Origin of the sequence: Pseudomonas sp. NPDC087817, assembly GCF_044742875.1 — a bacterium.
Taxonomy (GTDB): Bacteria; Pseudomonadota; Gammaproteobacteria; order Pseudomonadales; family Pseudomonadaceae; genus Aquipseudomonas.
The window spans coordinates 79677-105635 of sequence record NZ_JBIUVJ010000008.1; the positions used below are offsets into that span (position 1 = coordinate 79677).

At 60.4% G+C, this 25959-nt stretch carries 29 protein-coding genes; 12 read left to right on the forward strand and 17 right to left on the reverse strand.

Annotation, left to right across the window (positions count from 1 at the left end):
* Positions 1–422 precede the first annotated feature (422 nt).
* From hcnC to ACIONG_RS10005, 7 genes are all read right to left on the reverse strand, one after another.
* A complete protein-coding gene (gene hcnC, locus ACIONG_RS09975) occupies positions 423–1682 on the reverse strand; it encodes a cyanide-forming glycine dehydrogenase subunit HcnC (RefSeq protein ID WP_401298713.1) in 1260 nt (419 codons plus the stop codon).
* Positions 1675–3084, reverse strand: a complete 1410-nt coding sequence (gene hcnB / locus ACIONG_RS09980; RefSeq protein ID WP_401298716.1) for a cyanide-forming glycine dehydrogenase subunit HcnB — start codon at positions 3082–3084, stop codon at positions 1675–1677. Before hcnB ends, hcnC begins: the two co-directional genes overlap by 8 nt.
* Entirely contained in the window at positions 3081–3395 is a 315-nt protein-coding gene (locus ACIONG_RS09985; protein ID WP_103307239.1) for a (2Fe-2S)-binding protein, read from the reverse strand. The genes hcnB and ACIONG_RS09985 overlap by 4 nt, the downstream gene beginning before the upstream one ends.
* Positions 3396–3636: 241 nt before the next feature.
* A complete protein-coding gene (locus tag ACIONG_RS09990; RefSeq protein WP_401298720.1) occupies positions 3637–4317 on the reverse strand; it encodes a hypothetical protein in 681 nt (226 codons plus the stop codon).
* Complete coding sequence (locus ACIONG_RS09995) at positions 4314–5663, reverse strand: hypothetical protein (RefSeq protein WP_401298722.1); 1350 nt, start codon at positions 5661–5663, stop codon at positions 4314–4316. The genes ACIONG_RS09990 and ACIONG_RS09995 overlap by 4 nt, the downstream gene beginning before the upstream one ends.
* Before the next feature lie 295 nt (positions 5664–5958).
* On the reverse strand, positions 5959–6900 hold the full coding sequence (locus tag ACIONG_RS10000) for a hypothetical protein (protein ID WP_315449069.1): 942 nt from the start codon (positions 6898–6900) through the stop codon (positions 5959–5961).
* A gap of 191 nt (positions 6901–7091) precedes the next feature.
* The gene (locus ACIONG_RS10005) at positions 7092–7427 is read right to left on the reverse strand and encodes a hypothetical protein (protein WP_401298725.1); all 336 of its coding nucleotides are present in this window, start codon (positions 7425–7427) and stop codon (positions 7092–7094) included.
* Between the two features lie 165 nt (positions 7428–7592).
* Here ACIONG_RS10005 and ACIONG_RS10010 point away from each other — a divergent pair, with 165 nt between their 5' ends.
* Both ACIONG_RS10010 and ACIONG_RS10015 read left to right on the forward strand, forming a co-directional pair.
* Positions 7593–8276, forward strand: coding sequence for a response regulator transcription factor (locus ACIONG_RS10010; protein WP_042559723.1), 684 nt, complete (start codon positions 7593–7595; stop codon positions 8274–8276).
* Positions 8254–9648 (forward strand): sensor histidine kinase, encoded by a 1395-nt coding sequence (locus tag ACIONG_RS10015; protein WP_401298728.1) that lies wholly within the window; start codon positions 8254–8256, stop codon positions 9646–9648. The genes ACIONG_RS10010 and ACIONG_RS10015 overlap by 23 nt, the downstream gene beginning before the upstream one ends.
* A 124-nt stretch (positions 9649–9772) precedes the next feature.
* Here ACIONG_RS10015 and ACIONG_RS10020 read toward each other — a convergent pair whose 3' ends face one another.
* Genes ACIONG_RS10020 through ACIONG_RS10030 form a run of 3 tightly spaced genes read right to left on the reverse strand, consistent with a single transcriptional unit; the run spans position 9773 to position 12020 of the window.
* A complete protein-coding gene (locus ACIONG_RS10020; protein WP_103307229.1) occupies positions 9773–10183 on the reverse strand; it encodes an SRPBCC family protein in 411 nt (136 codons plus the stop codon).
* A 20-nt stretch (positions 10184–10203) separates the two neighbouring features.
* Entirely contained in the window at positions 10204–11001 is a 798-nt protein-coding gene (locus tag ACIONG_RS10025) for an SDR family NAD(P)-dependent oxidoreductase (protein ID WP_401298732.1), read from the reverse strand.
* Positions 10998–12020, reverse strand: coding sequence for an aldo/keto reductase (locus ACIONG_RS10030; protein WP_401298735.1), 1023 nt, complete (start codon positions 12018–12020; stop codon positions 10998–11000). The genes ACIONG_RS10025 and ACIONG_RS10030 overlap by 4 nt, the downstream gene beginning before the upstream one ends.
* Before the next feature lie 112 nt (positions 12021–12132).
* Between ACIONG_RS10030 and ACIONG_RS10035 the strand changes: the two genes are divergently transcribed.
* Positions 12133–13074, forward strand: a complete 942-nt coding sequence (locus ACIONG_RS10035; protein WP_401298738.1) for a LysR substrate-binding domain-containing protein — start codon at positions 12133–12135, stop codon at positions 13072–13074.
* Between the two features lie 88 nt (positions 13075–13162).
* Positions 13163–13822: a methyltransferase family protein gene (locus ACIONG_RS10040; RefSeq protein WP_401298741.1), complete on the forward strand. Its 660-nt coding sequence runs from the start codon at positions 13163–13165 to the stop codon at positions 13820–13822.
* A gap of 125 nt (positions 13823–13947) precedes the next feature.
* On the opposite strand, the gene ACIONG_RS10045 is transcribed toward ACIONG_RS10040, so the two are convergent.
* Together ACIONG_RS10045 and ACIONG_RS10050 are read right to left on the reverse strand one after the other, a co-directional pair.
* A complete protein-coding gene (locus ACIONG_RS10045; RefSeq protein ID WP_401298744.1) occupies positions 13948–14616 on the reverse strand; it encodes an HAD-IA family hydrolase in 669 nt (222 codons plus the stop codon).
* 55 nt (positions 14617–14671) lie between these two features.
* The gene (locus ACIONG_RS10050; protein ID WP_103307235.1) at positions 14672–15085 is read right to left on the reverse strand and encodes a response regulator; all 414 of its coding nucleotides are present in this window, start codon (positions 15083–15085) and stop codon (positions 14672–14674) included.
* Positions 15086–15284: 199 nt separating this feature from the next.
* Here ACIONG_RS10050 and ACIONG_RS10055 point away from each other — a divergent pair, with 199 nt between their 5' ends.
* The gene (locus ACIONG_RS10055; RefSeq protein WP_315449084.1) at positions 15285–16226 is read left to right on the forward strand and encodes a class I SAM-dependent methyltransferase; all 942 of its coding nucleotides are present in this window, start codon (positions 15285–15287) and stop codon (positions 16224–16226) included.
* A 157-nt stretch (positions 16227–16383) separates the two neighbouring features.
* On the opposite strand, the gene ACIONG_RS10060 is transcribed toward ACIONG_RS10055, so the two are convergent.
* Positions 16384–17157: a LuxR C-terminal-related transcriptional regulator gene (locus ACIONG_RS10060; protein ID WP_401298747.1), complete on the reverse strand. Its 774-nt coding sequence runs from the start codon at positions 17155–17157 to the stop codon at positions 16384–16386.
* A 110-nt stretch (positions 17158–17267) separates the two neighbouring features.
* Here ACIONG_RS10060 and ACIONG_RS10065 point away from each other — a divergent pair, with 110 nt between their 5' ends.
* Positions 17268–18371: a polyamine ABC transporter substrate-binding protein gene (locus ACIONG_RS10065; protein WP_401298750.1), complete on the forward strand. Its 1104-nt coding sequence runs from the start codon at positions 17268–17270 to the stop codon at positions 18369–18371.
* Between the two features lie 167 nt (positions 18372–18538).
* Positions 18539–19657: a P1 family peptidase gene (locus ACIONG_RS10070; protein ID WP_401298753.1), complete on the forward strand. Its 1119-nt coding sequence runs from the start codon at positions 18539–18541 to the stop codon at positions 19655–19657.
* Positions 19658–19676: 19 nt separating this feature from the next.
* Here ACIONG_RS10070 and ACIONG_RS10075 read toward each other — a convergent pair whose 3' ends face one another.
* The gene (locus ACIONG_RS10075; protein ID WP_401298756.1) at positions 19677–20264 is read right to left on the reverse strand and encodes an NAD(P)H-dependent oxidoreductase; all 588 of its coding nucleotides are present in this window, start codon (positions 20262–20264) and stop codon (positions 19677–19679) included.
* 85 nt (positions 20265–20349) lie between these two features.
* Between ACIONG_RS10075 and ACIONG_RS10080 the strand changes: the two genes are divergently transcribed.
* A complete protein-coding gene (locus ACIONG_RS10080) occupies positions 20350–20988 on the forward strand; it encodes a TetR/AcrR family transcriptional regulator (RefSeq protein ID WP_401298759.1) in 639 nt (212 codons plus the stop codon).
* Positions 20989–21186: 198 nt separating this feature from the next.
* Here ACIONG_RS10080 and ACIONG_RS10085 read toward each other — a convergent pair whose 3' ends face one another.
* On the reverse strand, positions 21187–21873 hold the full coding sequence (locus tag ACIONG_RS10085) for a GNAT family N-acetyltransferase (RefSeq protein ID WP_401298762.1): 687 nt from the start codon (positions 21871–21873) through the stop codon (positions 21187–21189).
* A gap of 218 nt (positions 21874–22091) precedes the next feature.
* On the opposite strand from ACIONG_RS10085, the gene ACIONG_RS10090 reads away from it, so the two are divergent.
* Together ACIONG_RS10090 and ACIONG_RS10095 are read left to right on the forward strand one after the other, a co-directional pair.
* Positions 22092–22415, forward strand: a complete 324-nt coding sequence (locus tag ACIONG_RS10090) for a YXWGXW repeat-containing protein (RefSeq protein WP_401298765.1) — start codon at positions 22092–22094, stop codon at positions 22413–22415.
* Positions 22416–22457: 42 nt separating this feature from the next.
* A complete protein-coding gene (locus ACIONG_RS10095; RefSeq protein WP_401298767.1) occupies positions 22458–22670 on the forward strand; it encodes a YXWGXW repeat-containing protein in 213 nt (70 codons plus the stop codon).
* A gap of 15 nt (positions 22671–22685) precedes the next feature.
* On the opposite strand, the gene ACIONG_RS10100 is transcribed toward ACIONG_RS10095, so the two are convergent.
* Entirely contained in the window at positions 22686–23243 is a 558-nt protein-coding gene (locus tag ACIONG_RS10100) for a YceI family protein (protein WP_401298770.1), read from the reverse strand.
* Positions 23244–23324: 81 nt separating this feature from the next.
* Complete coding sequence (locus tag ACIONG_RS10105) at positions 23325–24683, reverse strand: MATE family efflux transporter (protein ID WP_401298773.1); 1359 nt, start codon at positions 24681–24683, stop codon at positions 23325–23327.
* Positions 24684–24841: 158 nt separating this feature from the next.
* Between ACIONG_RS10105 and ACIONG_RS10110 the strand changes: the two genes are divergently transcribed.
* Positions 24842–25414, forward strand: coding sequence for a chorismate mutase (locus ACIONG_RS10110; RefSeq protein WP_401298776.1), 573 nt, complete (start codon positions 24842–24844; stop codon positions 25412–25414).
* A gap of 157 nt (positions 25415–25571) precedes the next feature.
* Complete coding sequence (locus ACIONG_RS10115) at positions 25572–25934, forward strand: hypothetical protein (protein WP_401298779.1); 363 nt, start codon at positions 25572–25574, stop codon at positions 25932–25934.
* Positions 25935–25959 lie beyond the last annotated feature (25 nt).

A 25959-nucleotide genomic window follows, 5' to 3' on the forward strand; every position in this document is an offset into this window, starting at 1 on the left:
CTCAGGTTTTGGGCCTGCTGCGCAGTCCAGCGGGAGCAAGCTCCCTCGCCACAAGTGCGCGGTTTTTCTGAAAGATTGAATTCTCAGATTTTGGGGCTGCTGCGCAGCCCATCGGGGATAAATCCCCTCACCACAGGTACGCGGTAATTCTGAAAGATCGAGGTCGCATGTTTAAGGTCCGCTTCACAGCCCAGCGGGAGCAAGCTCCCTCACCACAGGCACGCGGTGTTTCTGAAGGATCGAAGTCGTGGTTTTTTGGGCTGCTGTGCAGATTGTCAGGTCGGTGCGGCGGTTTGCTAGATCCGCTCACCACGATGACTGTGTAGGAACTACCGGAGGCTGCGATCTTTTGATTTTGAAGATCAAGATCAAAAGATCGCAGCTTTCGGCAGCTGCTACAGGGGGTTGCAGGGGGATTGTGGTCAGGCTGGTTCCAGCTCGGGTGCTAGCTTGACCGGGGCCTTCTCGAAGCGGTCTGCGAGGAATGGCGTGATGTCCAGCGGCAACGGTTCGTCATTGACCAGTTTGTCCAGCAGCACACCGGTAATCGCCGAGGTCAGAATGCCGGTACGGAAGTGCCCGCAGGCATTGAGATACCCCTCCACTCCACGCATCGGCCCCAGAATCGGCAATTCATCCGGCGAGCCCGGGCGCAGGCCGGCCCAGGTGCGTTTGAGGTTGACGTCTTTGAGCTCCGGCAAGCAGCGCACCGCGCCCTGCACCAGCCCGGCGATTTCCGGGTAGGTGGTGGTGACGTCGAAGCCTTTGTCTTCGGTGGTGCTGCCGATCAGGATCTCGCCGTTGTCCTTTTGCGCCACGTAGCAGTCGCTGGTGGTCAGGCAGCCGTTGAGGATTTTCGGCATGCGCTCGGTCAGCAGGATCTGGCCTTTGACCGGTTTCACCGGAATGCGGATGCCGGTCGCCCACTCGCTCAAGTCTGCGGCCCAGGCACCGCTGGCGTTGATCAGTGTCTTGCAGTGGAACACGCCCTCCTCGGCCGTCTGTACGCCGGTCACCCGTGTGCCGTGATGCAACACGCCGGTGACGTTGGTGTTGACGAAGATATCCACGCCGTTCTGCCGCGCACCTTCCATGTAGGCATCGGCGAGTCGGAACGGGCTGACCTGGTGGTCGCAGAGAAACTCCAGCGCCCCACGGGCTTCATGGCTGACGCTCGGTTCGGATTCGCGCAACGCGGCCTGATCGAGCCAGCGCACCTGATCGGCGAGGTGCGGGATGCAGCCGACGATATGCTCGGCGTAGAGCCGATCCTCGTCGTCATAAATCACGAATTTCAGCCCGGTCTTTTCGAACTTGAAATCCATGCCGTGGTTGTCTTGCAACTCACGGTGCAGCTCTGGGTACAGCGCGTTGGACTGCAAGGCGAAATCGAAGAATGACTCCGGCAGGATGTGCGGTGTGCTGGCGTCCACGGCCACCGCCGCGCCCTGGGTTTCGCGCTTGCGGTTGGCGGACATCATGCGGAAGAAAATCACCCCGCAGCCAAGGCCGACCGACTCGCCGATCGCCCACAAACCGCCGGCCGATGCGCGCGTCGCATTGCCCGGGCGCTTGGCGTCGATCAGCGCGACTTTGAGGTTTTTGCGTTTGGACAATTGATAGGCGCATGACGCCCCGATCACGCCGCCGCCGGCGATGACCACGTCGTAGAACTTACTCATGGGAAGCGGCCTCCGTGCCGATGGACTGGAACGCGGAAAAAGGGATCGGATCAATCGGGAAACGCGGGCGCAGCCAACCGACGTCCTTGCGTCCGGTGGCCTGGCGCAGACGGTCGCTGCAATAGCCGACGCACATCCGCCCCTGACAATCGCCCATGCTTACGCGGGTGCGCATTTTCAGGCTGGCGATGTCTTGCACGCCCTGCTCCAGCGCCCGGTCGATGTCGGCGCGGGTCGCGTGTTCGCAGCGGCAGATTACCGTGTCGGCGGCCGGCAATGCGGTCTGGCCGACGCCGCGTTCGGTGTAGCGGTCCACGGCTGCGCGGAAACGCACGATGGCTTTCAGTTTGCCCAGATAGCGGTCGCGGCGAACGCGGGCCAGGTCTTCTTCCAGCACACCGCGTTGCAGCAGGATCGAGGTCGCGGCGATCTTGCCGGCCAACATCGCTGCTTCACCGCCGCGAATCCCGCCCATATCACCGGCCAGATGCACGTGAGGTTCGTTGCTTTGCTGCCAGATGTTCGCGTTGGCGCGCAGATAGCCGTCGTCGCTGAAGCCGTGATCGAGGCCCATTTGCTGACTGAGCTGGGTGCGCGGGATGAAGCCGTAACCGACGGCCAATGTCTGCGCTTCAAAACGCTCGACGCGGGTCATGTCCGGCTCCCAGGTGTCGGAATACGGTGCGACGCTGACGCTTTTCAGCTCACCCTCGCCATGCGCCTCGACCACGCCCCAGCCGTAGTTCATCGGGATGCCGTGCAGTTTCAGGTAGGCGAGCATGCTCAAGCCGTCGAGGAACAATTGCGGCTTGTTCAGCAGCGCCAGGCTTTCGCGGGCAATCTTGCCGAACGCGCAGGCCTCATACACGCCCGCGACCTTGACGCCGGATGCATGCAGTTGCGTCGCCACCAGCGGCAGCAACGGCCCGGTGCCGGCGATGATCACCGGCCCTTGCGGCTTGACCACGCCACTCTTGATTTGCAGTTGCAGACCGCCGAGCAGAATTACCCCGGGCAGCGTCCAGCCGGGAAACGGCACGCTGCGTTCGTGGCAACCGGCGGACAACAGCAGTTGCGAATATTCGTACTCGTGCAGTTGCTCGTCGCCGTCCAGCACCACCAGGGCACGGGTGCCTTCGGCGCCGACCACGCGATGATTGAGGTGCACGTCGATCAGGCCGGATTGCTCCTGGAATTCGCCGTGCAGTTTGCCCAGCGCTTCGGAATAACGCGGCCCGAGATAATCCAGTTGCACGCCGTCACGCAGCGGGCCGCGATAGACCACACCGCCGAGGCGCGAAGCCTCTTCCAACAACGTGCAGCGCACGCCGTGGCGGGCCAGTTCGATGGCCGCCGCCATGCCCGCCGGGCCACCGCCGACGATTACCGGTTGCAGGCTCATACGACCTCCTGCCCGGCGATGCGGTTGACCTGGGTTTCGATGTGCATGCCGTCGCGCACCACGGTCTGGCAGGCGCGGCGTTTGTGCCGGCCATTGATTTTCACCAGGCAGCACTGGCACACGCCCATGCCGCAGTAGGCGCCGCTGATCTGGTCATGATCGTTGCGGGCGATCTGGCGCACGCCGAGGGACTGAATCACGCTGAGGACGGTTTCGCCAATGGCGGCGGTGACCGGTTGACCGTTGATATGGACAGTCATATCCGCCTGCGCCAACGGCTGGATATCGAAGGTTCTTTCTAGGCAGTGCATTGCGGTGTTCATCCGTGAAAAGGTTCAGGGGAGTGTCGCGTCAGCTCCTTGCTGCACTACACCTTGCGGCCCGTTTAATTCTTCGATCGGGCGGGCTCGCGGGGTACTCCGTCAGCGCTACAAGATGCGCGCGAGGACAATGTAGTTCATGTCCCGGCTAAGGCTTGGATCATTTACGTTAGGCGAGATTGCCAACGGAAATATTGATCCAGGCCAGTGAAACGGTCGGATTGTTCAACGATCAGTTGGAAAAGACAAACTGGCCCTTGATCTTTTTTGGCCCGATAAGGGCGAGGTCCGGGAACAGCAGCGATTTGACCCACGCGGCGTAGAACATCATGGCCAGCGTGAAGGCCACGCCGACCACCGTCGACACGGGTTCTTCGCTGTAGCCGACAAACAGGCGCGGAACCTGACTCATCGTGAAAGTTATGTAGATCGTGTAAACCAACGCGATCCCTTTGTAGAAGCCCCATGCAAAAAACAGCGGAATGGCACCGGCAATCAGCACGATGGCCACCGCCATTGCGACGCCGCCCTCGTTGATTTGCACCAGCCCGGCGAGCATCCCGAGCAGCCCGAGAATAGCCGTCAGCACCACCAGAACAGTGACTTTGAGCGAATGGCGTTTTCTCAGGGCCGGATCCAGACGACTACCGATCCAGGCCGCCAGCACGCGATCCTTGACCTTGCCCCCCGACAGCGCCTTGAAGGTTTCGCTCTTTGAGCGGCCAGCGTCGAGCATTTCTACCAGTCGCCGCTTGATGTCCTTCTTGTCCAACGTGCTCATCCTTAACTGCCAGCGAAAGCGGCCCATCCACTTTCGCTGGCGATTCTCGCCGCTGCTCCGGCAGAAATCAAAAAGCCGCTTCCACCAGAGCGAAAGCGGCCAGAGCACACACCCGGCATCGTACTGCGTCAAACCAGATAGCGTATGACCCAGCCCCCAATCAAAGGTCCCACCCAAGGATCGAGTTCGTGAAAACCACACGCAATGATTCGTCCATCCTCCATCACGCTCATGCTCTTGTAATAGCTCGTCTTTTCTTTATCGGCGAAAACGGCAAACCCTGTTCCATTAAATGCTGGATCAAGAGATCCGTCAGCCCGATAGCGAGCAACTACGCAGCTGTCACCACCGTTGATAAGTCCACCGCTACCATGTCCCCCGACGACAATTGATCCATCTGTGTGCGCCACGCAGTTTTTCCAATGAGTACCCGACTCCAGCAATGGCGAATACAACGGTTTCCCGCCGTTAAAGACCAGATTGAAGTGGCCATTGGCATTGAGCACTACCAGCGCCCCTTGCACGACGCCCACGGGGGATGCGGCACCGGCGGCGACGATCAGGCCATCGCTTTCCCTGACCGATACAGCGTTGAGTTCCTCCCAGCGGGTTTTCAGTTTGAAAACCTCACCGCCATTGAATGTGCTATCGATACGCCCGACCGCATCGAAACGCGTCAGATATCCACCTTGAAGTCCCGGTTGGTCGTCGTTATATCGGCCACAGACGAGAATCTTCCCGTCTGACTGAATGGCGACACCCAAGGCAAAATTGGAACTGTTGCCGAACTCGATCAGGGCAAATCCGTGGTCATTGAATGTCTTGTCGCTGGACCCGTCGGCGTTGAGTCGCAGAACAATGCCACGCCACTTCTCGGTCTCATAGTTATAGAGATAGAAGACCACGACAATTTTGCCGTCGGACTGCTGGGCCATGGAAACGCTTGATGCCGCATTCGCCTGTGAAGAAAAGGCTTTCTTCCAACGCTGCGAGCGTGATTTCAGATGAGTGGATGTACCTGAATCAGGCTTATCCATTTGATCGAAACGTAGGTAACGAACACCTTTTTCAGCGAAAGACTGATCTTGCTGCCCGTCAGAAAGACAGCGTACAAGCGCAATACCCTCTACACCAACGTCTTCTCGCTCATAGGTGCCCCGCAACAGCCATGCGCCATCCTCCAGGAGGCTGAGCCCGATAACATGCGCCATGATTGCGTTTTCCAGAGCGATTTCTATAAACCCCTTTCCCTCGCCGAATTGAGTGTCCAGCGTTCCGTCCTCGTGGAATCGGGCAACGGTGGCCGGGCCATACAATTCAAACGGGTAAAACCCAACCAGAGTCTTTTTGTCCGGCAGTGCCAAAACGGCTACCGCCTCAAGATCAGGCAATCCGTTCAATGGAAACGTTAAAACCCCCGCATCAGCAAAAGCAGGATCAAGCGTTCCTGCGCTTTCAGGTCTCAACCGCGTATTCATGTCCAGTTCCTCGAAGCAGAATCTGAATAAACGTCGTGTTCATTCATGCCTCGATTGCAGCAGTACCCTCACGCAACAACACCTGTCAGAAATACTAGTTCGACTACCCGTTGAAGCCAAATTGATGACCCGCCGAGCCATACATGAAAAAGCCGCTTCCACCCGAAGGTGGAAGCGGCCGAGGCAAGAGGCCCCAATAGAGCAATCAGTGCACGAACAGGGCGATCAGGATGATGATCGGGATCGGTACGCCGAGGAAAAACAGCAGTAATGAGCGCATGGTGATTCTCCCTATTTAACGGACTGGGGGCAGTGTGGTGGTAGCGGTATAGGTTTCGACTTCGACGTACTCGACCGCATCGCGACGACGACCGCCGAAAGTAGCGGCGAGGCTGGCGAAGAACGCACCGGCCAGCAGCGCAACGAACATCCACAGCGAGGTCCAGGCAGCGACTTTCGCAGCGGTATCGGCCGCTTGCTGGGCTTTCAGCTTGGCGTCGGCAATGGCTTTCTGAGTGCGGGCGTAAACCTCATCGACACGACGTTCGGCATCGGCTTGGCTCAGGTTGGTCCGTTGCGCGACGAGTTGAGCGAGGTAGGTGCGGTCTTCAGCGCTGAGCTGACCGTTGGCCAAGCTCTGAGCGAAGATCCGCGCCACTGCGCCATGGGCCGCGTCATCGCTGACGGACGCCGGACGATCATCGCGGAACAGGTTGTCGATGTAGTAACCGTACTGGTTGCTGTCGGTGTTGGCCGCTGCAGTACCGGCTGCTTGTGTCACAGCACTGGCTGCACCGCCGGCAACACTGGCACCAGCCTGAACGCCACCGCTGATGACGCTGCTGACCGAACCGACCACCAGAATCGCGGTGACCAGTGTGGCCACGCACCAGGCAAGGAAGCCATGGGCGGTATCACGGAAATACACTTCATCACCGTGCATGTTCGCCCACTTCACTCGCAGGCGACCGGCAATGTAGCCACCCAGCCCGGAAGCGATGATCTGCGTCGCCGCCAGCCAGACAATCGTCGAAATGCCCAGGCCCTTGGCGCTGATGCCCTCCCCGGCCCATGGCGAAACGGCAGAGAAACCCAGACCGAAGCCAAGCAGCACCAGAATCATCGACAAGGCAGCGGCGGCCGCCGCACCGGCGAAGATCGCGCCCCAGGACACGCCTGAGACGTTGCTCGACTCTCCTTCGTAGGCAGGATAAAACCCATCAGAGGATCTATTCATTGTTGTAGTGCTCCAGGCATGAAAAATGGTGTTACAACTCGTCGCAAGATGAATTGCAGTGACCGTGCCAGTCGCCATCATTAAATAAATCGTTATTTTTCAATCAATTAGAAAAGATGAACTTCTTAGGACATTGCAAATTGCAACAAGAGGCGGTTTGCAGCGGGTTTTATGCATTGGCACAAAGCCGATCACTTACGTCTGTAGCTCTTGTTACCGCTGGGTGTCAGGCAATAGACGCCACCCCGTGGGCCGGTGCAAAACGAGCCCGTGCCACAGGCACAGCCATCGTTGCTTTGAAGAAGGTTTTGCGGGCGAACCTGACGCTCGTTGCCGAACATGACTGCGCAGCTTTTCTTCGACCCGCTGATGGACCCGTCATTGCACAGGAACAGATCGCCGTCGCAGCGAGCAATACCGCCCTTTTTGCCGGAACAGGGCGTATTGGCGGCAAAGGTCGAAGCGCTCAGCAGAGCCAGTAATAAAGCGGTGATCGGCATCCAGCCACGGCGAATCAAGATACGCACGGAACCACTCCTGCTTGAAGTTATGGCCAGATGATATCAATGTTTCGACAAATTTATTTCCAGGTCACGTGAATGCCAGCTACAACATGAAAGTTAATTTAAAGCGTCACGGAAATTTCTTGGCAAAATGCTGCCATTCCGTTTGAACCGATCAAGGCCAGCCCTATGACGCGTATTTTGACCATCGAAGACGACGCCGTGACCGCCCGCGAAATCGTCGCCGAACTGAGCAGCCACGGCCTCGACGTGGATTGGGTCGACAATGGCCGCGAAGGCCTCGACCGTGCCGTGAGCGGCAATTACGACCTGATCACCCTCGACCGCATGCTGCCGGAGCTGGACGGTCTGGCCATCGTCACCACGCTGCGCACCATGGGCGTGGCTACGCCGATCCTGATGATCAGCGCCCTTTCCGATGTCGACGAGCGCGTACGCGGCTTGCGCGCAGGCGGCGATGACTACCTGACCAAACCGTTTGCCACCGACGAGATGGCCGCACGGGTCGAAGTGTTGCTGCGCCGGCAGAACAGCGGCGCCACCCAGGCCACCACGTTGCAGGTGGCGGATCTGCAGCTGGACTTGATCAGCCATGAAGCACGCCGCGCCGAACAGGTGCTGACGCTGCTGCCGACCGAGTACAAACTGCTGGAATTCCTCATGCGCAACAGCGGCCAGATCCTCTCGCGGATGATGATTTTCGAAGAGGTCTGGGGCTATCACTTCGACCCTGGCACCAATCTGATAGACGTACACATCGGGCGTCTGCGCAAGAAAATCGACGCAGCAGGCAACGTGCCGCTGATTCGCACGGTACGGGGCTCGGGTTATGTCATTGCCGAACCCGTCTGACGGTTGGCGTTCCTCCAGCAGCCGTTTGCTGGCGCTGTACAGTTCGTTGTTTGTGGCCTGGAGCGCGATCCTCATGGGGGTCATGTATTACGAGGTCTCCGGCTACCTCGATAACCTCGCCAAACATTCGCTGATGCAACGTCAGCATCTGTTTTCACACTTTCGTGGCGAGCAACTGGAAGAAGCCCTCGCCGCGAGCATGACCTTCGACATTCGCGGCATCGACGCCTATGGCCTGTTCGATGCCAAGGGCGTTTACCTCGGCGGCGCACTCCAGCAGATCCCCGACGGCCTGCCGCTGGACGGCAAGATTCACATGCTCGCCGACTGCGCCAACTCCGATGACCCGACCTTGCCCAATGACAGCTGCGACGCCGTCGCCACGCAGACCCGCGATGGGCGCTGGCTGGTGTTGCTGCGTGACAACGGTTCCTTGTTCGCGGTGACGCGAATCATTTTGCATGCGCTGTTCTGGGGGGTGTCGCTGACGATTCTGCCAGGCATTGCCGGTTGGCATTTGCTGCGGCGCCGGCCGTTGCGGCGCATCCGCGCGATTCAGGCCAGTGCGCAGTCGATTGTCGCCGGCGACCTGACTCACCGATTGCCGCTGTCCAATCGCCGCGATGAACTGGACATGCTCGCCGCCATCGTCAACGCCATGCTCGAGCGCATCGAGCGTTTGATGAATGAAGTCAAAGGCGTGTGCGACAACATCGCCCATGACTTGCGCACACCGCTGACCCGTCTGCGTGCGCAGCTGTATCGCATGCAGCAGCAGGCGGGCGAAGGCTCGCAGGAGGCGGCGCAACTGGATCTGGTGCTGGCCGAGGCGGATACGCTGATGGCGCGGTTTCGCGGCTTGTTGCGGATTTCCGAGCTGGAGGATCGCCAGCGTCGCTCGGGGTTTGTCGAGCTTGATCCGGTGTTGTTGCTACAGGAATTGCACGAGTTTTACCTGCCGCTGGCCGAGGAAGGCGAGCTGCGTTTCGAGTTGAACATGCCGGAGACATTGCCGCCGCTCAATGGCGACCGGGCCTTGCTGTTTGAAGCGCTGGCGAATCTGCTGAGCAACTCGATCAAATTCACCCCACCCGGCGGCACGGTGATCTTGCGCGGGGTGAATGACGCCGGGCATACGCGGATTGAAGTGCACGACTCCGGGCCGGGCATTCCGGAATCCGAACGTGAAGCGGTGTTTCAGCGTTTCTATCGGGCCGAGGGCGGACAGCCGCACAGCGGCTTTGGCCTGGGGTTGTCGATTGTCGCGGCGATTGTCAGTCTGCATGGTTTTACGCTTGAAGTGAACAGCAGTGACCTGGGTGGGGCGAAACTGGTGCTGGATTGTCGGCAGAGTTTGATCTCGCAATCTTGAAAACACCGCGGAACCCTGTGGGAGCTGGCTTGCCAGCGATGGCGGTGGGTCAGTCGGTATAAATGTTGACTGGAGCACCGTCATCGCTGGCAAGCCAGCTCCCACAGTTTTTTGTGTTGGGTGATTAAGCCGGGTAATTGGCGCGCAGTGCTTCGAGGCCGCCCTGGTAGATGCCGTTGAACAGCGCCACCACTTCTTCATCGCTCACGCCGTTGGCCGTGAAGCGTCCTGACCAAGTCACCCGTGCGCCCTGCCCCTGAGCTTCAACCTTGATCGTCGCCAGATAGTCAGTGGCCGGAAACGGTGCCTGTTCAATCGAATAGCTGTAGCTCTTCGCTGCGTTGTCGAACGCTTGCAGGCGCTCGATCACCACGCCGCCATCGGCGGTTTGCAAAGTACGCACGCGGCCGCCGTCGCTCAGCTCGCTGTGGGGAATGAACGGCAGCCAGTCCGGCAGCGTGTTGAAGCCGCCGATCAATTGCCAGACCTGATCGGCCGAAGCCGGAATGTCGATAGTTGCGGATGCAGTTGCCATAAAAATCTCTCTTCAAATACTCAAATGGTCAGGCTGTCTACCACACCGCCATCAACGCGCAAAGCGGCGCCGGTGGTGGCCGAGGACAGCGGCGAAGCAATGTAGGTCACCAGATGCGCAACCTCTTCGACATCCGCCACGCGCTGAATGATCGAGGTCGGCCGGGCCCTGCGCACAAACGCGTCAGCCTCGTCGCGCAAGCTGCGGCCAGACTCGGCGGCGGCGTCCTTGAGCATCGCCTCGACACCGTCGGTGTAGGTCGGCCCCGGCAGGATCGAATTGACCGTAACCCCGGTGCCCGCCAGGCGTTTGGCCAGACCGTGGGACACCGCCAGATTGGCGCTTTTGGTCACGCCGTAGTTGATCATGTCGGCCGGTGTCGCCACGCCCGATTCCGAAGACAGGAAGATCACCCGCCCCCAACCCTGCTCGACCATCGCCGGCACGTAATGCCGCGACAGGCGCACGCCGGAGATCACGTTGACTTCATAGAAGCGCGTCCACTCCTCGTCGGGTGCGTCGAAGAAATCCACGTTGTTGTAGATGCCGAGGTTGTTCACCAGGATGTCGGCTTTCGGCTCGGCAGCGAACAGCGTCTGCGCGCCTTCGGCGGTACCGAGATCGGCGGTCAAACCGCGCAATTGTGCGCCCGGCACTTTCTGGCGAATGCTCGCCAGTGCCTGTTCGACCTTGGCCGTGTCGCGGCCAATCACCACCACCGTGGCGCCGGATTCGGCCAGCGACTGGCTGATGCCCAGACCGATACCGGCCGTGCTGCCGCTGACGATAGCCAGTTTTCCACTCAGATCAATCTTCATGCTTTCACCTCATCGATAGGTAATGGTGCGCGTTCGGAGACCAGTTTTGCCTCCCGCATGGCCTGCCAGAAACCGGCGGGAATGGTGGCTGACAGCGCCGCAACGTCTTCGGCGATGCGGCCCGGTTTGCTCGCACCGGGAATGACAGCGGCGACCGCCGGGTTGGCCAATGAGAATTGCAGTGCGGCGGCTTTTACGTCGACGTTAAAAGTAGCGGCGATGCGCTGGATCTGCCCGACTTTGGCGATGACTTCAGGGCTGGCTTTCTGGTATTCGAAGTGCGCACCACCGGCCAGAATCCCCGAGCTGTAAGGACCGCCGACGACGATTTCGACGTTTTGCGCCCGCGCCGACTCCATCAAGCGTTGCAACGGACGTTCATGGTCGAGCAGCGTGTAGCGACCGGCGAGCAGGAAGCCATCGGGCTGTGCTTCGGTCAGATCCAGCGTCAGTTCACAGGGCTCGACCTTGTTGACACCCAGGCCCCAGCCCTTGATCACGCCCTCCTCACGCAGACGCGTCAGCACTTTGAACGCGCCGGTGCGGGCCTGATTGAAGTATTCCAGCCACTGATCGCCGTAAAAGTCCTGAGCGATGTCGTGCACCCAGACGATGTCGAGGCGATCGGTTTGCAGGCGCTTGAGGCTGTCTTCAATCGAGCGCAGGGTCGCGTCGGCGCTGTAGTCGTTGACGATCTTGTTCGGGCGGCCGTGTTCAAACACCCCGCTCTTTTCGCCGAGGTCGCGAGCCGCCGCGTCTTCGACTTCATCGAGAATCACCCGGCCGACTTTGCTGCTCAGGACATAGTCGTCACGGTTGTACTGTTTCAGCGCTTCACCGAGGCGGATCTCCGACAGGCCCGAGCCATAGAACGGCGCGGTGTCGAAATAACGAACGCCGGCCTCCCATGCCGCATGCACGGTGGCCTGCGCTTCGTCTTCGGGAATGACGCGGAACATGTTGCCCAGTGGCGCGGTGCCGAAGCCCAGTTGACCGGGCAGTTTGTCTTTCAAACTCATTGGATTGTCCTCATTCGTTCTTGGTCTGTGTGACCGTTGAGCAAATCCTAGATTGCGACGCCGAGACCGTCCAAGACATAATGTGCAGCACTTGAGTCCTCAGAGGTCTGACATGATCGACATCCGCCAATTGCGCTACTTCGTCGCCGTCGCCGAAGAAGAGCACGTCGGCCGTGCCGCCGAACGGCTGCATATTTCCCAGTCGCCGCTGAGCCGGCAGATCGCCCAACTGGAAGAACGCCTCGGGTTGACGCTGTTCGAACGCAGCCAGCAGCGTATTCGCCTGACCCGTGATGGCCAGACGTTCCTCGCCGAAACCCGCGCCTTGCTGACCCACGCCAATCGCCTCGAATCCTTGGGCAAGCGGCTGGGCCGGGGCGAAGAAGGCGGGTTGTGCATCGGCTATATCGAAAACGCCATGCACGCCGGCGTTCTGCCCAATGCCCTGCGCGTATTGCGCGTGGATCGACCCAATGTGCATGTCGCGCTGTACAACCTCAGTTCCGCCGAACAACTGGAAGGCCTGCGACAGCGTAGTCTCGATATCGCCCTGGTGAGCGAGCCGCCGACCGATGACGATCCCGATTTGCTCGGGTTTCAAGTGCTTGATGATCCGATGCTGCTGGCGTTGCCCGAGCAGCATCCATTGGCCTACGCGGCATCGTTGAGCCCACAGGATCTGGCCGATCAGGAATGGATCGCCGTGCAGCCTCGGCAGGATGCCAGCGACGAGTTCGTCAGCGCGTGCATCCGCGCAGGCTTCACCCCGGATGTGCGCATGCAGGCGACCGAGCCGTTTACCGCGCTGGGGCTGGTGGCGTCGGGATTGGGCATCGCGATGATCCAGAAAGGCTTGAGCCATAACGCGCCGCCGGGCGTGGTCTTGCGCGAGGTGCCGTGGCTGACGTTTACCACGCCGCTGTGGGCAGCCTGGCACCGGATCAATTTGCGGCCGCTGGTGGAGACCTTCAGAAAAGTCCTCACCGACTCCGTCCCCCGTGGCAGCGAGCTTGATCGCGAAAGTACCGCGCCATCCCGCATCGCTGTCGACTGACCCGCCGCATTCGGGAGCAAGCCCCCTCCCACAGTTCTTCGGTGACACGCACTACACTTCACTCATCAGTTCCCTCGATGAGGTGACCATGAAAATGTCTGCGCAAATGACCGTGGTGGCGGTACTCGCCACCCTCGCCTACCTCGGCCTGGCGGTCTGGGGGATCGGCGGCGTGGCGGTGTTTTTCGCCCACGGCTCGCTGGTGGTGGTCGCGCTGGCGACGGTGGCCATGGTGGTGGCGTCGCTGTTTACCGACGTCAACATGAGTTCCGGCGAGCGTGAGGACCGCGCCAATCGCTGGGTGCTGCCAGCGTTCGGCGTCATAGGTTTGCTCAGTGGCTTCTTGCCGGCGTATTGCGACCGCGTCGACTTCTGGACGTTTGGCGGCGAGGGGGTGCGCTGGCTCGGGGCTCTGCTGTTTATCATCGGCGGTGCATTGCGCTTGTGGCCGGTGTTTGTGCTGGGGCGGCGATTCAGCGGGTTGGTGGCGATTCAGCCGGGGCATCGACTGGTCACGGACGGCATCTACCAGCACCTGCGCAATCCGAGTTATCTGGGGTTGGTGGTGAATGCCGTGGGTTGGGCGCTGGCGTTTCGATCGGTGCTCGGATTGCTGCTGGCGGCGCTGACATTGATCCCGCTGATTGCCCGGATTCATTCGGAGGAGGCCTTGCTACGCGGCCAGTTTGGCGCCGAGTACGACGCCTACTGCGCGCGGAGTTGGCGCTTGCTTCCCGGCGTTTACTAACCGAAAGATCACCGATAAACCTGTGGGAGCTGGCTTGCCAGCGATGAGGCCAGCACAGCCGGTTCTTCAAGTGACTGACACACTGCAATCGCTGGCAAGCCAGCTCCCACAGGGTCTGCGTTGTATCAGTTCTTATGCAGGTGAAGCTGGCCGGTGTTGTCGATGTTGACGCTGACCTCAGCGTAACTGGCCAATGTCGCGTGGGACGTTTCCAACGGGTGCTGGTGCGTTGTGGTGATGATCATCAGTGCTGCGCCGGCAGCTTCGGCGGCCTGAATGCCGACGGTGGCGTCTTCGAAGATCAGGCAGTCGCGGGGTTCAAATCCCAGGCGCTTGGCAGCGAGGAGGTAACCGGCCGGATCAGGTTTGCCGGCCTTGACATCCTCCGCCGTGATCATCACCGCTGGCGTCGGAATGCCCGCTGCGGCCATCCGGCGCAGGGCCAGATCACGCGGTGCCGAAGTGACCATGGCCCAGCGTTCGACGGGCAAACTGTTGAGAAATGCCGCCGCGCCCGGAATCTCGACGATGCCTTCCACATCGCCGATTTCCGCCTCGGTGATAAACGCGGCTTGCGCCTCGGCGTCCACGCCCGGCAGGTTCAGCCGATTGATGGTATCGATGGCTCGGGCGCCGTGAATGGTCGGCAAGAACGACGCGACGTCCACGCCCTGTCGCACGGCCCAGGCTGACCAGATGCGCTCGGCGGCGGCGATGGAATTGAGGACGGTGCCGTCCATGTCGAACAGGAACGCGCCGAACGCGCGGTCGAAAACACAATCGTGAGCAGACAAAAGTCGCTTCCTCTGGCAAGGGGCCGGGCAAATGTGCCCGGCAATGTAGCACTTGTCAGTGCAGGCGCGGAGCCTTGGGCTTGAACGCGCTGGCGACGCAATCGAGCAACTGGCCGATGGCCCAAGGCTTTTTGATGAACACCACCGGATGCTTGACCCCGGACGTCTCCGGCGTTTCATAGCCCGACATCACCATCACCGGTTTTTCCGGCCAGCGATCACCGACCAGATTAGCCAGATCGGCGCCATTGAGGGTGCCGGGCATGGTGATGTCGGTCAGCAATAAAGCGACTTGCTGCGCGTGATGCTCGAGATAGACCGAAGCCGCGTCAGCGCTGGTTTGCGGCTCGACCTTGAAACCTTCCTCCTGAAGAATTTCGCAGAGAAACTCCAGAATCAACGGATCATCCTCAACCACCAGAATCAACCCGTCAGGAAGGTGCGTGTCCGCCGTCGGTGTTGGGCACATGAAACTGCACTCCCTGAATTGCATTAACGATTTAGCGGCTTGAATCCGCTGCTTATCTGGTATGAGCGGCGGACTTTGCAGAAATTCATTTTTGATACAGGTCTTTTCTCAACGGCCGTATTTACCCGGTCGCGACAGACGTTCGCACGGCTGTATTTGTGGTTAAAATGCCGGCCCTTTTGCTTGCCGACCGTGACCGATGAACCCTGAAGCCCTCGCCACCCTCCACGCCCATTTGCTGCCCGCGCTCGCGGCGGCACCGAGCGAAACCCGTCGTCTGTTCCACGGGCGCGGGCGTTGCTGGCCGGGGCTGGAGCAATTGACCGTGGATTGGCTGCAAGGCGTGGTGCTGGTGTCGCTGTTCAAGGAACCGGTGCCTGAACAGCTTGAAGATCTCAAGCATTTGCTGCTCAACATCAGCGGTTCGGCCGAGTGGCAGCAGAGCGGCGCGCATACGCTGTTGATCCAGCATCGCTACCTGCCGCAAAGCACTGCCGAATGGCTGGTCGGCGGCGAAATCGACGAGATGACCATTGTCGAGGGCGGTCTGCAATATCGCGTCGACCTGGGCCGCAAACAAAACGCCGGGCTGTTTCTCGACATGCGTTACGGGCGCAACTGGGTGCGCGAGCAAGCCACGGGCAAGCGCGTACTCAATCTGTTCGCCTACACCTGTGGCTTTTCCGTGGCGGCCATCGAAGGTGGTGCCAGTCATGTGGTCAACCTGGACATGTCCCGCGCAGCCTTGAGCCGCGGCCGCGACAACCATCGGCTGAACGGGCATGACCTGAGCAAGGTCAGCTTCCTCGGCCACGACCTGTTCAAGTCCTGGGGCAAGGTGATCAACAGCGGCCCGTATGACCTGGTGATCATCGATCCGCCGTCGTTCCAGAAAGGCAGTTTCCTGCTGACCAAGGACTACCAGCGCGTGCTGCGCCGTTTGCCGGAACTGCTGACCGCTGACGGCGTAGTCCTGGCGTGCATGAATGATCCGGCGTTTGGCCCGGACTTCCTGATCGATGGCGTGACGCAGGAAGCGCCGAGTTTGCGCTTTGAGCAGCGCCTGGAAAATCCACCGGAGTTTCCCGATATCGATCCGCAAAGCGGCCTAAAAGCCTTGGTTTTCCAACGCATCGATTGACGGACAAAACTCTCGGAACAACACAAATCCCTGTGGGAGGGGCGGTGCGACGATTCGACTTGCCCGCGATGCCGGTGTGTCAGTCGGAATTAAGGTTGACTGGACCACCGTCATCGCTGGCAAGCCAGCTCCCACAGGTTTTGGGTAAGACCAAAAGTCACAAGGGTCTCAGCACCAGCGCAAACAACTCGCCATGCCCGTTCACGTTGAGCTTGTGATAGAGATTGCGCCGATGGACTTTGACGGTTTCCGGCGAAATCCCCATCTGCTGGGCCATCGCCTTGCTGGAGAAGCCCTGCAGAATCAGCCGCGCCGTGTCGACCTCGCGCACCGTCAGCCGCGCATCGAAACGATCAAGCAACGTCGCCAGATCTCCAGCCACCGCTTCAGCGACCGGACCTTGCGGCGGCAACAACTGCACATGCCGACGCATCGCTGCCAGCACCCAATCGCGCACGCACAAAAGTCGCCCCTGCTCCGCCAATTCGAACGTCGTCGATCGGCCCAGTGACAAACCGAGCACGCCGCCTTCGACGTTGATCATGAACTGCAACTCGTCCTCGCCCACCACCGAACGAAAGTAACTCTGGTAATACTCGCTGTGCAGGAACTGGTCCGGCGCCACCGAGGCCAGGCTGTGCAAACCGTCGTGGATGCCGGTCGAGGCGGCTTGATAAAACGGATCGAGCAGGTACATCCCTGCGGTGTAATCCGCCAGTTCCTCCTGTTCGTCGGCGCGGCCCTTGCTGTCGAAATCAATCAACAATTGCGGCGCCTGGCCGGGTTTCATCAGCGCTACCAACGCGTTATCCAGCGGCACCAGCAAGCGCAAGGTGTCCACCAGAGCGCGCCAGAAACCGTCCTGCCCGACAGCGGCAAACACCCGCGCCAGACTTTGATGCACTGGCAATTCCTGCAACAACGCGTCCACGCACTACCCCTTTTGAGTAACCCATGATGGGAATGGGTCAGGCGAGATCGGCCCGATAGGCTGACCGCTCCTGTTCATCACCGGCCTGCACAGGCCAGGAGTGCCGCATCATGCGTCGTCATCGTGGCTATATCAACTTGGGCCTGCTCGCCTGTCTGGGCGTGACATCCGCCGCCAATGCAGTCGATGCGCCGAGCGTGCATGTCTACAACTGGTACGACTACATCGGCCCGAACACGCTGCACGATTTTCAGCGCGACAGTGGTATTGCGCCGGTGTATGACACCTTCGACAGTGCCGAGATGCTTGAAGGCAAACTGATGACCAGCCGCAGCGGTTACGACGTGGTGGTGGCGAGTAACTTCAGCCTGCCAACGCTGATCAAGGCGGGCGCCCTCGCCCCGCTGCCGCGCGATCAATTGCCGGGCTGGAAGAACCTCGACAACGGTCTGCTGAGCAAACTGGCCAACAACGATCCCGGCAATCAATACGCGGTGCCCTACCTGTGGGGCACCAACGGCATCGGTTACAACGTCGACAAGGTCCGGGCTGCGTTGGGCGACAAGGCGCCGGTGGATTCCTGGGATCTGGTGTTCAACGAAGAGAACCTCGCCAAGCTCGGTCAGTGCGGCGTGGCGATGCTCGATTCGCCGTCGGAGATGCTCCCGGTTGCCCTGCATTACCTGGGGCTGCCACCGAACAGCACGAATGCCGAAGACTATAAAAAAGCCGAAGCACTGCTGCTGAAGCTGCGCCCGCACATTGCCTATTTCAATTCGTCGAAATTCATCAGCGACCTCTCCAACGGCAACATCTGCGTGGCGGTCGGCTGGTCGGGGGCGATGCTTGAAGCCAAGACCAATGCCGAGCAAGCCAACAACGGCGTGAAGATCGCCTACAGCCTGCCGAAGGAAGGCGCGCCGGTGTGGTTCGACACGCTGGTACTGCTCAAGGATGCGCCGAATCGGGCTCAGGGTCTGGCGTTCATCGATTACCTGTTGCGCCCCGAGGTGATCGCCCCGGTCAGTGATCATCTGTCGTATCCAAACGGCAATCGCGCAGCCACGCCGCTGGTGGCTGAGGCGACCCGGGACAACCCGGCGGTTTATCCATCGGCCGCCGCAATGGCCACGCTGTACACCCTTGAACCCTTGCCCAAAGCCACCGAGCGCGTGCGTACGCGGGTGTGGAGCAAGGTCAAGAACGGCCAATAACCCCCCTAAAAACACCATAAGACCTGTGGGAGCGGGCTTGCCCGCGATGACGGTGTGTCAGACAACGAATGTATTGACTGAATGGACGCCATCGCGGGCAAGCCCGGCTCCCACAGGTTTTGTGATCAACCTGCCTTCCTTATTTCTGCCTGAGAGAGACAACATCCATGAAACCTCGCGCCCGAGATCTGAACATCCGCATCGGCCAACTGCCGACCGGCCCGCTCAACGCCATCACCGATGTCCCCGGCGTTCGCGTCGGCCACAGCAATGTGCGTGGCCGCAGCAGTGCCGGTCGCGACATCTGCACCGGCGTCACCCTGATCGAACCACGCCACGGCTCGACCAACCAGCAACCGTGCTTCGCCGGTGTCCATGTGCTCAACGGCAACGGTGATGCCACCGGACTCGAGTGGATTCGTGAGGCCGGGTTGCTGACCAGTCCGATTGCCTTTACCAACACTCACAGCCTCGGCGTGGTGCGTGATGCGCTGATTGCACTGGATCGCCAGCAGCAACCGGACGACGGCCGCCTCTACTGGAACATGCCGGTGGTGCTGGAGACCTTCGACGGTTTGCTCAACGACATCAACGGGTTTCACGTCAGGCCCGAGCATGTCGCCGAAGCCCTGCACAGCGCTTTCGGGGGGCCGGTACAGGAAGGTGCCGTCGGCGGTGGCAGCGGCATGATCTGCCATGAGTTCAAGGGGGGCATCGGCACCGCTTCGCGCCAATTGAGTGCCGCACAAGGTGGCTGGACCATAGGGGCGATCGTGCAGGCCAACCACGGCATTCGCAGTGAGTTGCGCGTTGATGGCTATCCGGTCGGGCGCTACATGGAACAGGTGGATTCGCCGTTTCTGCGAGCGTCGTTGCCGCATCCGGGCATGGGCTCGATCGTCGTGTGCCTGGCAACTGACGCGCCGCTGTTGCCGCACCAATGCACGCGTCTGGCGCAGCGCGCCAGCCTTGGTCTGGCGCGGACCGGCGGCGGCAATGAAGACCACAGCGGCGACATCTTTATCGCCTTCGCCACCGGCAACGATCACGTGCCGCCCGCGGCCTATGAGGGCAAAGGCGCACCGGCCTGTGAGGGCTTGCGCATGGTCAACAACGACCACATCAGCGAGCTGTTTCTGGCGGCCACCGAGGCGGTTGAAGAAGCGATCATCAATGCCCTGCTCGCCAGCAACAGCACCGACGGCAATGGCCACTCGGTGCCGGGACTGGACGCCGAGACCCTGCTCGCCGCCCTCGCCAAGGCCGGCTGGCCGGGCTCGCGCTAACGCACGTTTATACACGGGATCACCTGGCCATTTGGGTGCCGAGCTCTCGGGCGACACGCAGTTGCTGTGCGGGGTCTCGCAACTCCGATTCCGGCAGCAACGTCGAACTCAGCACCGTCGCCCCGCTGTAATCGAAAATCCCGTGTTCGATCTGCGCCTTCATCGCCGCGCCATAGCCATGGCGCTGGTAGGTGCGCGTATCCGCCCCGGCGAGCTGGACCAAGTGCACGCGCATACGCTGCAGCAACTTCACATGCTTGAGGTCGCCGCTGAAATCGAACGCCCAGCCATTGCTGAAGACCCGGTCGATCCAGCCTTTGAGCAGCGCCGGCATCGACCACCAGTACACCGGATACACCAGCACCAACGTATCGGCGCGATCGATGCGGGCCTGCTCCGCCAGCACATCCGCAGGCGGCTGCGCCTCGCGGTGATGCACGGCGAAATCGGCAGCGCCGAAACGCGGCTCGAACCCTTCGGCGTAAAGATCGGCGATCTCAACGGTATTGTGCGGATCGGCCTGCGTCAGACCTTCGGCGATCTGCGCTGCCACGCCGTGGGTCAATGAACGAGGATCGTGATGCGCGACAACAATCAAAGTGTGCATGGGAAATCTCCTGTTGGTGATTGCCAACCAAGGCTTATATACTCTTGGTAAGTTACGAACAGTAAGTTACGTTTGGTATATAACGATGTCAACCACTGAAATTTCCGAACAGAACGCTCCCGCTCAACCCCGCCGAAGACTGTCCCGTGAAGACCGCCTGCGCCAGTTGCTCGACGTCGCCTGGCAAATCATCCGCGCCGAAGGCACCGACGCTCTGACCCTCGGCTACCTCGCGGAAAAGGCTGGCGTGACCAAACCGGTGGTCTACGACCACTTCGTCACTCGCGCCGGATTGCTGGCGGCGCTGTACCGGGATTTCGATGCGCGACAGACGCTGGTGATGGACGCCGCGATCGCCAATTGCGAGCCGACATTGATCAGCACCGCGTCGGTAATTGCCAAGGCGTACGTCGATTGTGTGTTGCTGCAAGGCAACGAGATTCCCGGAGTGATTGCGGCCTTGGCGAGCACGCCGGAACTGGAGAAGATCAAGCGTGAGTACGAGGCGATCTTCCTCGAAAAATGCCGCGCGGATCTGGCGCCCTATGCCAACGGCGGGCAGATCACTCAAGCGGCTTTGCGTGCCATGCTTGGCGCGGCGGAAGCCTTGTCGCATGCCGCAGCCAACGACGAAATCAGCGCCGAACAGGCCAGTGACGAGCTGTATGAAACCATCATGGCGATGGTCGAAAGAGCCGCCGCCCGCGCGACTGGCGGTACTTGAGCGCACCCGCGCAGACTTCTAGGATGAAATCACGCAGCGGCTTTGATCATCGAGCGCTGCGTAGGCGCGGGTGTTCTGAACCCCAATCAAGCCCGCGCCTTTGCTTCATGTGCACCTTGAGCCTCACGGGCTCCACTTCCTCCCCATCAAAGAGCTTTGAGGCTCTTTTTTTGTCTGCGCAAATCCGGCTTCGCTTGATCAGTGAACGGTGAGCCGTTGACGGACAAATTCCCCGGTATGACGGGTCGTCTGATCAAGATGCCGGTCACGCTGTTTCTCGGCGTCGAGCATGGCGCGCTTGCCGTTCTTCTGCAGCAGATAGGTATGAATCTGCTGCACCTCCAGCGAACGGTAGATCGGCGTCGTGTCGATAAATCCACGCAAGCCATTGCTGCGGTGATGTCGGGTACTCATCAGCACCTGCGTTTCACGCTGACCGATCACCTCAAAGCCCAACGCCTCGAAATACGGGACTTTGCCGACCGTACAAGCCAGTTCGGCGTGGGGATAACGCCCAAGCATTTCGCCGATCATCGCGCGCGCCACGCCCTGACGCCGATGCCCTTCACGCACCGCCATATAGGCAACGCTGCAGGCTTCCCAATCGCCCTGCACCGGTAGATACAAGAGGAAACCGATGACCTGTTCCGGATCCTCCTCGTCGGTGGCAACCAGCAACTCAACCTCGGTGCCCTTCTCGCCGTTCAACGCTTCCAGGTACAGATGGACCTCATAGCCCACCGCGTACTGATAGACGTTGTACAACAGGTTGCTCGGGCCGAGCCCCACTGCACTGATGTCGGTCAGGTAGTCGACGACCATTTGCAGAATCTGGCTGTTGACGCCTTCGGGGCATGGGGTTTTGTAGTGGGTGATGCGTGGCATGGCGGGTGAGCTCTGGCGGAAAACTGCGACATCATACCTTGTAGGCCAGATCTGCCTGTAGGTGTGCCGGCTGAACAGCCGGCTGCGTTAATTGCACCTGGATGCGAAGGCCGAATAGCTGAAGAAAATTTCATCCGCCGCCAACAGGATCTTTCGCCGTTTCAACGTCCAATTCTTCAACTGCGTTGATTTTCCAACACAGGCCTTGAGGAGTTGTCATGAGCGTTTTGCGTTCGCTGTCCAAATGGCGGAAAACCTTACTGCTGGTGCCGTTGACGCTGGCGGCGCTGGCCAGCGCGCCAGTGTTTGCTCAACAAGTGGTGATCGTCCAGCAAGCCCCGCCACCGATGCGCATGGAAGTGATGCCCGGCCCGCGCCCCGGCTATGTCTGGGACCAAGGCCATTGGCGCTGGGAAGGTCGTGGTTACGTGTGGATGCCCGGCCATTGGCAGCCGGTGAGACACGGCGCCCGCTGGAAACCGGGGCACTGGCAGGCACGCGGGCCGAACTGGTTATGGGTTGAAGGGCACTGGGTGCGTTGATCATTAGCCCGCCTGCAAACGTTACTTTCCGGGAATATCACCATGTCGAAAAACGTTAAATCCCTGCTTGCCGCCACGCTGGTCGCGATCACCCTCTCCGGCTGCGTCGTCGCACCGGCTCGCCCGCACCGCCCGCCGCCGCCGGTTGAAGTGGTGCCGGTGATGCCGGCGCCGGGTTATCACTGGGTCGCCGGTCACTACCGCTGGGGCGGTAATCAATGGCGCTGGGTGCCGGGGCACTGGCGCGCCTATTGATCCGATCGGGTGGCGTCACTGCTGTGGCGCCACCACCTTGAACTTGATGGCGATATCTTTCGACACCACGGTGTCCGCCCACTCCCCCGCGCCCAGGCCGAACTCGTCGCGCTTGAGCACCAGTTCACCGTCGAAAATCCCGATGGCGTTGTCCGGTTTCAATTCCACCGGCACCTGAACTTCGCGGGTAATGCCTTTGAGCGTGAGCTGGCCGGCGATCAGATAATGGTTTTCGCCCACCCGCGTGAAATGGCTCGAATCGAATACCGCGACGGGATATTTCGCCGTGTCGAACCATGCGGGTTTCACCAGTTCGGTATTGGCGTCTTCGCTGCCGGCGTCGATGCTGGTGAGGTCGATGTGCAAGGTGGTATGGGCGCTGGCGAGGTCATCGGTGTTGAAGTCCAGCGTCGCCTCGAACTTGCCGAAGGTGCCGTACATTCGCGAGCCCATCTGGTTGTAGGTGAAACTGATCTGACTGGCGGTGGTGTTGACCCGGGTGTATTCGACAGCTTGTGCGGCGGGCAACGTGCACAGGCAAAACGCGGCAGCCAGCAGCAATCGGATCGACATGGGATTCTCCGGGCAGCGCTTGCCGTCGAGGGACTCGTTTGACTTAAGCAAACAACCCGCCGTTACGCCAGCCCGCAAGGATCAAACCAGTCGTTCGATTTTCTGGTGCTGCCAGACGAGTTTGTAATACAGCGTCTGCAACACCAGCATCCCGAGATACGCCACTGGAAACGCCATCCACACCCCTTGCAAACCAAACTGCCCGTCCAGCCAATACGCCGCCGGCAACTGCACGCCGACCACACAGACAATCGCAATCGCGACCGGCACCAGCACCGTGCCGCTGGCGCGCATGATCCCGCCGATAATTGCCTGGAAACCGAACACCAACAGGCTCCACAGCATAATATGCAATAGGTGCTCGGCCATCGCCCGGGTCGAGTCCTCGGTCAGGAACAACCCGAGCAGCCAGTGCGAAAGCAGATAACCCAGCACAATCAAGCCACCGGTCAGACACACGTTGATCAACAGACCGGTGCGCAGAATCGGTCCCATCCGCTCCAGTCGCCCGGCGCCAATGGCCTGTGCGCCAAGGATCGACGCGGTGATCGCAATCGACAACGCCGGGAACTGCACGTAATTGACGATCTGCGTCACTGCACCATAGGCCGCTGTCGCTTGCGATCCGTGCTGGTTGACCAGCGCCAGAATCACCAGCTCCGACAGTGACAACACAATCATCTGCACGCCGGTCGGCAAACCGATGCGCAGGACCTTGCCAAGAATCGCCCCGTCGAGCCGCAGCGCCGCAAAGAACTCCCGGTCCGGCGCCAGCGGATGGCCCTTGCGAATCAGCCGCCACGAAAGCCACGCCATCGCCGCCAGGTTACCCGCCAGCCCTGCATACGCGGCGCTCTGAATGCCCAATTGCGGCAGACCGAACCAGCCACGAATCAACGCCGGTGTCAGCGCCAGCCCGACACAGGTCGACACCATCAGCGCCAGCAATGGCGACAGCGTGTCACTCACACCGCGCAGCAACTGCGTGAACAGCACGAACACCAGCAGCGATGGCAAGATCCACATCATCACATGGGCATACGCCACCGCATCATCCAGTACATCCGCCGGCGTCCCCAATCCCGCCAGCGCCTGCCGCGCAAACACACTGCCCAACACCGCCGCCACCAGACCGATCAACACCCCCAGCAACAGCGTCGCCCCGGCAATCGCCTTGACCATGTGCGGCTCGCGCGCGCCCCACGCCTGACCGATCAACACGCCCGCACCCGCGCCGAGGCCGATCACCAGCGCGATAAAGAAAAACACCACGGGAAACATGCCCGACACCGCCGCCAATGCCTGAGTGCCAAGCATCTGGCCGATGTAGATGCTGTTGACCGTACCCGACATCGATTGCAAAAAGTTGGACAGCACCATCGGCGCCAGAAACAGCAGATAGGTTTGCCAGAGGGGTTTGGTGGCGCTGGGGGTTTGCATTGACTGGAGGTCCATCTCGACGGCGGAGGCTGATGGAGGATAGCTTCGGTGAGTTCGATGCGAGGTGCAATTAACATTTCAGGTTGTTTATTCTCGGTGCCGTTTCCGGGTTGTGATAAACACCCCCCTCCCAGAATTCAGCCATCGAGGCTCGGCTCATGCCCTACTTTCCAAACCTGCTGACCTGCACCCTTCTCGCCCTGTCCGCCACTTGCGCCCAGGCCGCCACGCTTCCCGCGCCACCTCAATCCCTGAAGCCGCTACTGATGACATTGAACGAACGCCTGAACATCGGCGATCTCGTCGCGCTGACCAAATGGGACAGTGGCAAGCCGATTCAGGACAGCCCGCGTGAGGCTCAAGTCATCGCCAACGCCCGCACCCAGGCGACTGAGCGCAAGCTCGACCCGGAGGATGTCGCGCAGTTGATCGCGGCGCAAATGGAGGCCAATAAACTGGTGCAGTACGGTTTGCTCGCGCAATGGCAAGCAGCCGGCAAGGCACCGGACACGCCGCGCCCGGATCTGGGCAAGCAGATTCGTCCGCGTCTGGATGAGCTGCAAAACCGGTTGTTGCAGCAGTACGCGGACTTTGCGCCTTATCGCCGTGATCCGAATTGTTCGGTGTGGCTGGCTGAGGCTCGTAACGGTCTGGCACATGATGCGTTGCATGAGTTGGCGCTGGTCCGCGCCACTGGCGAGTTGTGTGTACGAGCGGTCGAGGGGCTTTGATTGCGGGGTGAAGGTCAAAGCCTACAGGGATAGGCGGCGGGTCTGGTAACCATCATCGGCGTCGATGTTCACCATCACGGCAATGAAGTTCTCATAAAAAATCCGCGGCGTAAGATCGCCTCCATACCAACCAACAACACCCCTGGAGCACACGATCATGAAACGCCAAACCTTAGTCAGCATCGCTTTCTCGGTTTTCGCAGTTAACGCTTTTGCCGCAACACCGGCTCACACCATGATCGCTGAAGGCGGTTCGGATCGGTTGATTGAAAGTCGTGTTGCCGAAGGTGGTTCGGATCGTCTGCTCGAACGCCGCGTTGCCGAAGGTGGCTCGGATCGTCTGCTCGAACGCCGCGTTGCTGAAGGTGGTTCGGATCGTCTGCTCGAACGCCGCGTTGCTGAAGGTGGCTCGGATCGTCTGCTCGAACGCCGTGTTGCCGAAGGTGGTTCGGATCGTCTGCTCGAACGCCGCGTTGCTGAAGGTGGCTCTGATCGTCTGCTCGAACGCCGCGTTGCATGAATCAATAGTTGCACCGCAGCTCACA

Coding starts and splice junctions, on each gene's coding strand:
- hcnC (WP_401298713.1), bottom strand. CDS start 1,682: ATGAGTAAGTTCTACGACGTGGTCATCGCCGGCGGCGGCGTGATCGGG.
- hcnB (WP_401298716.1), bottom strand. CDS start 3,084: ATGAGCCTGCAACCGGTAATCGTCGGCGGTGGCCCGGCGGGCATGGCG.
- ACIONG_RS09985 (WP_103307239.1), bottom strand. CDS start 3,395: ATGCACTGCCTAGAAAGAACCTTCGATATCCAGCCGTTGGCGCAGGCG.
- ACIONG_RS09995 (WP_401298722.1), bottom strand. CDS start 5,663: ATGAATACGCGGTTGAGACCTGAAAGCGCAGGAACGCTTGATCCTGCT.
- ACIONG_RS10000 (WP_315449069.1), bottom strand. CDS start 6,900: ATGAATAGATCCTCTGATGGGTTTTATCCTGCCTACGAAGGAGAGTCG.
- ACIONG_RS10010 (WP_042559723.1), top strand. CDS start 7,593: ATGACGCGTATTTTGACCATCGAAGACGACGCCGTGACCGCCCGCGAA.
- ACIONG_RS10015 (WP_401298728.1), top strand. CDS start 8,254: ATGTCATTGCCGAACCCGTCTGACGGTTGGCGTTCCTCCAGCAGCCGT.
- ACIONG_RS10020 (WP_103307229.1), bottom strand. CDS start 10,183: ATGGCAACTGCATCCGCAACTATCGACATTCCGGCTTCGGCCGATCAG.
- ACIONG_RS10025 (WP_401298732.1), bottom strand. CDS start 11,001: ATGAAGATTGATCTGAGTGGAAAACTGGCTATCGTCAGCGGCAGCACG.
- ACIONG_RS10030 (WP_401298735.1), bottom strand. CDS start 12,020: ATGAGTTTGAAAGACAAACTGCCCGGTCAACTGGGCTTCGGCACCGCG.
- ACIONG_RS10035 (WP_401298738.1), top strand. CDS start 12,133: ATGATCGACATCCGCCAATTGCGCTACTTCGTCGCCGTCGCCGAAGAA.
- ACIONG_RS10040 (WP_401298741.1), top strand. CDS start 13,163: ATGAAAATGTCTGCGCAAATGACCGTGGTGGCGGTACTCGCCACCCTC.
- ACIONG_RS10050 (WP_103307235.1), bottom strand. CDS start 15,085: ATGTGCCCAACACCGACGGCGGACACGCACCTTCCTGACGGGTTGATT.
- ACIONG_RS10055 (WP_315449084.1), top strand. CDS start 15,285: ATGAACCCTGAAGCCCTCGCCACCCTCCACGCCCATTTGCTGCCCGCG.
- ACIONG_RS10065 (WP_401298750.1), top strand. CDS start 17,268: ATGCGTCGTCATCGTGGCTATATCAACTTGGGCCTGCTCGCCTGTCTG.
- ACIONG_RS10070 (WP_401298753.1), top strand. CDS start 18,539: ATGAAACCTCGCGCCCGAGATCTGAACATCCGCATCGGCCAACTGCCG.
- ACIONG_RS10075 (WP_401298756.1), bottom strand. CDS start 20,264: ATGCACACTTTGATTGTTGTCGCGCATCACGATCCTCGTTCATTGACC.
- ACIONG_RS10080 (WP_401298759.1), top strand. CDS start 20,350: ATGTCAACCACTGAAATTTCCGAACAGAACGCTCCCGCTCAACCCCGC.
- ACIONG_RS10085 (WP_401298762.1), bottom strand. CDS start 21,873: ATGCCACGCATCACCCACTACAAAACCCCATGCCCCGAAGGCGTCAAC.
- ACIONG_RS10090 (WP_401298765.1), top strand. CDS start 22,092: ATGAGCGTTTTGCGTTCGCTGTCCAAATGGCGGAAAACCTTACTGCTG.
- ACIONG_RS10095 (WP_401298767.1), top strand. CDS start 22,458: ATGTCGAAAAACGTTAAATCCCTGCTTGCCGCCACGCTGGTCGCGATC.
- ACIONG_RS10100 (WP_401298770.1), bottom strand. CDS start 23,243: ATGTCGATCCGATTGCTGCTGGCTGCCGCGTTTTGCCTGTGCACGTTG.
- ACIONG_RS10105 (WP_401298773.1), bottom strand. CDS start 24,683: ATGCAAACCCCCAGCGCCACCAAACCCCTCTGGCAAACCTATCTGCTG.
- ACIONG_RS10110 (WP_401298776.1), top strand. CDS start 24,842: ATGCCCTACTTTCCAAACCTGCTGACCTGCACCCTTCTCGCCCTGTCC.
- ACIONG_RS10115 (WP_401298779.1), top strand. CDS start 25,572: ATGAAACGCCAAACCTTAGTCAGCATCGCTTTCTCGGTTTTCGCAGTT.